At 72.2% G+C, this 6,152-nt stretch carries 4 protein-coding genes; 3 read left to right on the top strand and 1 reads right to left on the bottom strand.

Going from position 1 to position 6,152, the window contains the following annotated elements; all coding sequences use genetic code 11:
• Positions 1-196: 196 nt before the first annotated feature.
• On the top strand, positions 197-889 hold the full coding sequence (locus V6M57_RS10445; RefSeq protein WP_442968811.1) for a 2-hydroxychromene-2-carboxylate isomerase: 693 nt from the start codon (positions 197-199) through the stop codon (positions 887-889).
• Positions 890-921: 32 nt separating this feature from the next.
• Here V6M57_RS10445 and V6M57_RS10440 read toward each other — a convergent pair whose 3' ends face one another.
• Positions 922-1,992, bottom strand: a complete 1,071-nt coding sequence (locus V6M57_RS10440; protein WP_332814927.1) for a substrate-binding domain-containing protein — start codon at positions 1,990-1,992, stop codon at positions 922-924.
• 89 nt (positions 1,993-2,081) lie between these two features.
• Here V6M57_RS10440 and V6M57_RS10435 point away from each other — a divergent pair, with 89 nt between their 5' ends.
• On the top strand, positions 2,082-3,857 hold the full coding sequence (locus V6M57_RS10435; protein WP_332814926.1) for an NAD(P)H-dependent oxidoreductase subunit E: 1,776 nt from the start codon (positions 2,082-2,084) through the stop codon (positions 3,855-3,857).
• On the top strand, positions 3,854-6,152 hold a 2,299-nt coding region (locus V6M57_RS10430; RefSeq protein ID WP_332814925.1), incomplete at its 3' end, for a molybdopterin-dependent oxidoreductase. The genes V6M57_RS10435 and V6M57_RS10430, both read left to right, overlap by 4 nt.

Below are 6,152 nucleotides of genomic sequence, written 5' to 3'. Positions count from 1 at the left end.
GCTGAGGGCCGCGGCTCCGAGCCTGCCTGCGCAGGCTTGGACGGCCCGAAGAAGCCTCGCCTCTGGCGAGGCTGCGGCCTGCAAGGCGCACTGGCCGTCCGGCAAAGCCGGCCCGGCGGTGCCCTGGGCTGGACCGCTTCATGCGCTGCGGGGCGGCGCTCCGCCACCGTGACACATTGACCGTGGAGACACACCCATGAGCACCGACACCCTGCACGACATCAGCTTCTGGTACGACCCGATCTCGCCCTACGCCTACCTGGCTTTCGAGCGGCTGCCCGAAGCGCTCATGGGCCTGAGCGTGCGGGTGCGCTACAAGCCGGTGCTGTTCGCCGCGCTGCTCCAGGCCCACGGCCAGCTCGGGCCGGCCGAAATCCCCGCCAAGCGCGACTGGACCTACCGCCAGATCGGCTGGCTCGCGCAGCAGCACGGCGTGCCGCTGGATCTGCCGGCCGCGCACCCGTTCAACCCGCTGGCGCTGCTGCGCCTGGGCCTGTGCACCGCCACCGACGATGCCCCGGGCGAGACCAACCGCTATGTGACCGAACTGCTGTTCCACCACGTCTGGCGCGGCGGGCATCACGCCACCGACCCGGCGCGTCTGGCCGCGCTGCAGACCCTGCTGCAGGACCACATGGTCCAGCGCCAGAAGCCTTGGGCCGCGCCGGACAGCGCGCCCGTGAAACAGCGCCTGCGCGACAACACCGACGCAGCGCTCGCGCTCGGGCTGTTCGGCGTGCCCGCGCTGGTGGTGGACGGCCGCGTGTTCTGGGGCCACGACGCCCTGCCCATGCTGCGGGCCTACCTCGATGGCGACGCCTGGTTCCACTCCGGCGCCTGGGAGGCCGCGGCCCGCGTGCCGGTGGGCGTGCAGCGAAACCCCGCCTGACCGGGGCCGCCGGTCCAGGCGCCCCGTCGGTATCAGTCCGGGAACGCTTCTTCCAGCGTCAGCACCCGCCCGGTGTTGGCGGCTTCGTAGCCCTTGAGCGCCGCGACCCGTGCGCGGAACGCGGGCGACTGCAGCACCGCCAGCACCGGCCTGAGTTCGTCGCGCTCCAGGGCGCTGGCCGAGAGCGCAAAAAAGTAGCGCTCCTTGAGCAGCGGGATGAAGTGCAGGCCGAAGCGGTGCGCGGCGGTCTGCACGCCGATGCCCACGTCGGCCATGCCGCTGGCCACAAAGGCGGCGACGGCGGCGTGCGTGAGTTCGGTGTTGTCGTAGCCGGCGATCTGGCGCGGCGCGATGCCCTGGCGCTGCAGCAGCAGCTCGGTCAGCACCCGCGTGCCCGAGCCTTCGGGCCGGTTCACGAAACGCAGCCCCGGGCGGGTGAGGTCGTCCAGACCGTGCAGGCCCAGCGGGTTGCCGGGCGCCACGAACAGGCCCTGGGTGCGCACGGCCAGCTGCACCAGCCGGTGGGTCTCGGGCCGGAGCCAGTGCAGGTAGCGCTGCGCCGCCGCAGCCTGGAACGGGCCCAGCGGCACGTGAAAGCCCGCCAGATCGCAGTCGCCCTGGGCCAGCGCCGCCACGGCCTCCAGGCTGTTGCGGTAGCGCAGTTCCACCGCCACCTGGCGCGCCGCCAGTTGCTCGCGCAGCGCCGCCACCGCAAACCCATGGCTCGCGTGCAGGCGCGGCACACCGCGCTCGCGGCGCTGCACGCGCCCGAGCGCGCCTTCCAGCTCCGAGGCCAGAGACTCCAGCAGCGGTTGCAGCCGCGCGCCGATGCGGGCGTCGGCCCAGATGAGCTGCTGGCCCAGCTCGGTCAGCAGCGAGCCGCGGCCCCGCCCGCGGGTGAGCAGCGCCTGGCCAAACAGTTGCTCGGCTTGCCGCACCAGGCCCCAGGCGTGCCGGTACGACAGCCCCAGGTCGCGCCCGGCCTGCGAGATGCTGCCCGAGTCCTGCACAGCGGCGAGCAGGCGCAGCAGGGTGTTGGCGTCGAGCGCTGCGGCGTCTTCGTGGCCGATGCGCCACTGGGGTTGGAGGGTGATGCGCAGCATGCGGGCAGGGGTTTGTGGGGTGGGGGGAATGGCCGACTTTATGAAATGCTAAACATATTAAATCCCCCCTCCGGTGCTACGCTGAATCCATGACAAGCAGCCCCCACGAATCGCGTGCCACGCCGGTCGCGCCGGTGATCCCCATCCGCCCCGTCGGGGCACCTGGCCGCGCCCGGCCGCGCTTCACGCCCAAGGGCCGGCAGGTCCTGCCCGCGGCCAGTGCGCGCGTGGCCGCGCTGTGCGAGGGGCTGGCGCCGCGGGCCGATCTGCTGATCGAGCACTTGCACCGCCTGCAGGACGCCGAGGGCGCGTTGCGCCATGGCCACCTGGCGGCCCTGGCCGAGCGGCTGCGCCTGAGCCAGGTGGAGGTGTTCGAGGTCGCGAGCTTCTACCACCACTTCGAGATCGTGGCCGACGACGCGCCCGTGCCCGCCACCGTGGTGCGGGTCTGCACCAGCCTGTCGTGTTCATTGGCGGGCAGTGCCTCGCTGCTGAGCGATCTGCAGGCCCGGCTGGCGGGCAACGGCGCGGTGGGGGTGCAGGCCGCGCCCTGCATCGGCCAGTGCCACCAGGCGCCGGCCGCCTGCGTGGGCCAGCGCCAGCTGCCGCACGCCAGCGTGGACGAAGTGCAGGCCCTGCTGGCCCGGGGCGAGACCGGGCCGCGCGAGCTGCCGGTGCCCACCGCCTCGGACCTGCCGCAACTGCAGCGCCTGTTGTCGGGCGCGCTCACGCTCGAGCAGGTGCTGGCCGAACTCAAGACCTCGAACCTGCGCGGCCTGGGCGGCGCGGGTTTTCCGGCCTGGCGCAAGTGGGAAACCGTGCGCGCGCAACCGGGGCCACGCTACATGGTGGTGAACATCGACGAGGGCGAGGTCGGAACCTTCAAGGACAGCCACGTGCTCACCAGCCTGCACGGCGGTGCGCCCCAGGTGCTCGAAGGCATGCTGATCGCCGCGCAGGTGGTGGGCGCCGAGCGCATCTGGCTCTACCTGCGCGACGAATACCACGACGCGCGCAGCCTGCTGGCGCGCGAGATCGATGCCCTGCGCACCCGGCTGCAGGGCCTGGCCGCGCAATACCCCGGCTACACGCCGCCGCAGATCGAGCTGCGGCGCGGCGCGGGCGCCTACATCTGCGGCGAAGAGTCGGCGCTGATCGAATCGCTGGAGGGCAAACGCGGCATGCCGCGCCTGCGCCCGCCCATCGTGGCCACGCACGGCGTGTTCGGCCGCCCCACGCTCGCGCACAACCTGGAGACGCTGTGGTGGCTGCCCGAGATCCTGGCCCAGGGCGGCGCCTGGCTGGCCGCGCAGGGCCGGCGCGGGCGCAGCGGCCTGCGCCGCTTCTCGGTGTCGGGCCGCGTGCGCCAGCCCGGCGTCTACCTCGCGCCCGCCGGCATCACGCTGCGCGAACTGATCGATGAACACGCCGGCGGCATGGCCGAGGGCCACACGCTGTACGCCTACCTGCCCGGTGGCGCGTCGGGCGGCATCCTGCCCGCGGCGCTGGCCGACGTGCCGCTGGACTTCGACACCCTGGCCGAACACGGCGCCTTCATCGGATCCATGGCGGTGGTGGTGCTGGGACAACACGACAGCGCACGCGACGCCGCGCTCAACCTCATGCAATTCTTCGAACACGAATCCTGCGGCCAGTGCACGCCCTGCCGCGCCGGTACCACCCAGGCGGTGGGGCTGATGCAGGCACCGGTGTGGGACGCGCCGCTGCTCGCCGAGCTGTCGCAGGTGATGCGCGACGCGTCCATCTGCGGCCTCGGGCAGGCGGCGCCCAACCCGATGGACTCGGTGCTGCGGTTCTTCCCGCACGAGGTGAATGGCAGCTCCCTTGACGAGGTGCTTGCATGAACACCCGCGATCTGCCCCAGGACATGGCGCCCGTCGCCTTCACGCTCAACGGCCAGCCGGTGGAAGCCGCGCCGGGCGAGAGCCTTCTGAAAGTGGCGCAGCGCGTGGGCATCACGATCCCGCACCTGTGCCACAAGGACGGCCTGCGCAGCCCCGGCAACTGCCGTGCCTGCGTGGTCGAGGTGGCGGGCGAACGCGTGCTCGCGCCCTCGTGCTGCCGCGCGCCGCAACCGGGCATGGTGGTTCACACCGACAGCCCGCGCGCCGCCGCGGCGCAGAAAACGGTGCTGGAACTGCTGCTGGCCGACGCGCCCGACACCACGGCGCTCAAGCACGACAGCGAGCTTGCGCACTGGGCTGGGCTGGCCGGCGCTCAACCGGGCCGCTTTCCCTTGCGCGCCGCATACGCCGTTCGCCCTGAGCCCGTCGAAGGGCGCACCCACACTGCGGCCGGGCTTCGACAGGCTCAGCCCGAACGGTGGGGTGCTGACACATCGCACCCGGCCATGACGGTGAACCTCGACGCCTGCATCCAATGCACGCGCTGCATCCGCGCCTGCCGCGAGACGCAGGGCAACGACGTGCTGGGGCTGGCGTTCCGGGGCGGCCATGCGCAGATCGTGTTCGACCAGAACGACCCCATGGGCGAGAGCACCTGCGTGGCCTGCGGCGAATGTGTGCAGGCCTGCCCCACGGGCGCCATCGCCCCCGCCAACGGCGCCTACGCCAAAGCCTCGCAGCAGCGGGTGGACTCGGTCTGCCCCTTCTGCGGCGTGGGCTGCCAGATGAGCTACCACGTGAGCAACGGCAGGATCGACCACGTGGAGGGCAAGGCCGGACCGGCCAACGAAGGGCGTTTGTGCGTGAAAGGCCGCTTCGGCTTTGACTACGCGCACAGCCCCGAGCGCCTCACGCGGCCCCTGATCCGCCGCGCCGACGCGCCCAGGGACCCCGCCAGCGTGATGCACCGCGACTGGCGCGAACTGTTTCGCGAAGCCACCTGGGACGAGGCGCTGGACGCCGCCGCCAGCGGCCTGCGCCGGGCCATGGCCAGCACCAGCGCGCGCGGCCGCCAGGGGCCGGTGGCGGGTTTCGGCTCGGCCAAGGGCACGAACGAAGAGGCCTACCTGTTCCAGAAACTGATCCGCTCCGCGTTCGGCACCCACAACGTGGACCACTGCACCCGCCTGTGCCACGCCTCCAGCGTGGCCGCGCTGATGGAGGGCCTGGGCTCGGCCGTGGTCACCAACCCGCTGCGCGACGTGGTGCACGCCGACGTCGTGCTCATCATCGGCGCCAACCCGGCGCAGAACCACCCGGTGGGCGCGACCTGGATCAAGAACGCGATCCAGCAACGCGGCATGAAACTCGTGCTGATCGACCCGCGCCGCACCGAACTCGCGCGCCAGGCCTGGAAACACCTGGGCTTCAAGTCGGGCACCGACGTGGCCCTGCTCAACGCGCTGCTGCACACCATCATCTTCGAAGGGCTGGCGAACACCGCCTACATCGAGCAGCACACGCTGGACTTCGCGCGGCTCAAGGCCCACGTGGCCGATTTCAGCCCCGAGGCCATGGCGCCGGTGTGCGGCATCGACGCGGCCACGCTGCGCGAGGTGGCGCGCGCCTACGCCACGGCCCGCAGCGCCATGATCCTCTGGGGCATGGGCATCAGCCAGCACACCCACGGCACCGACAACGCGCGCTGCCTGATCGCACTCTCGCTCATCACCGGCCAGATCGGCCGTCCCGGCACCGGCCTGCACCCCCTGCGCGGGCAGAACAACGTGCAGGGCGCGAGCGACGCGGGCCTGATTCCCATGGTGCTGCCCGACTACCACCGCGTCTCCGAACCCGCCGCGCGCGAGAAGGCCGAACGGCTCTGGGGCGTGCCCGCCGGCACGCTGGGCAGCGAGCCCGGCCTGACCGTGGTGGAGATCGTCAACGCCGCCTATGACGGCCAGATCCGCGCCATGCTGATCCAGGGCGAAAACCCCGCCATGAGCGACCCCGACGCCCACCACGCTCGCGAAGCCCTCGCGCGGCTGGACCACCTGGTGGTGCAGGACATCTTCCTGACCGAAACCGCCTGCCTGGCCGACGTGGTGCTGCCCGCCACCGCCTGGCCCGAAAAGACCGGCAGCGTGACCAACACCGACCGCTGCGTGCAGCTCGGCCGCAAGGCCGTGCCGGCGCCGGGCGAGGCGCGGGCGGACGCCTGGATCACCGAGCAGCTCGCGCGCCGCCTCGGTCTGGGCTGGGCCTACGACGTCGCGCCCGACGGCACGGCCAGCG

The sequence above is a fragment of the Ramlibacter sp. genome (assembly GCF_036676645.1).
In the GTDB taxonomy this organism is placed as follows: Bacteria; Pseudomonadota; Gammaproteobacteria; order Burkholderiales; family Burkholderiaceae_C; genus Ramlibacter.
Note: the sequence above shows the minus strand (reverse complement) of the source record. Positions and strands in the feature narration are given on the sequence as shown.

Bases quoted from the DNA above. Each gene is read 5' to 3' on its own strand.
- V6M57_RS10445 (WP_442968811.1), top strand. From the start codon at position 197: ATGAGCACCGACACCCTGCACGACATCAGCTTCTGGTACGACCCGATC.
- V6M57_RS10435 (WP_332814926.1), top strand. From the start codon at position 2,082: ATGACAAGCAGCCCCCACGAATCGCGTGCCACGCCGGTCGCGCCGGTG.
- V6M57_RS10440 (WP_332814927.1), bottom strand. From the start codon at position 1,992: ATGCTGCGCATCACCCTCCAACCCCAGTGGCGCATCGGCCACGAAGAC.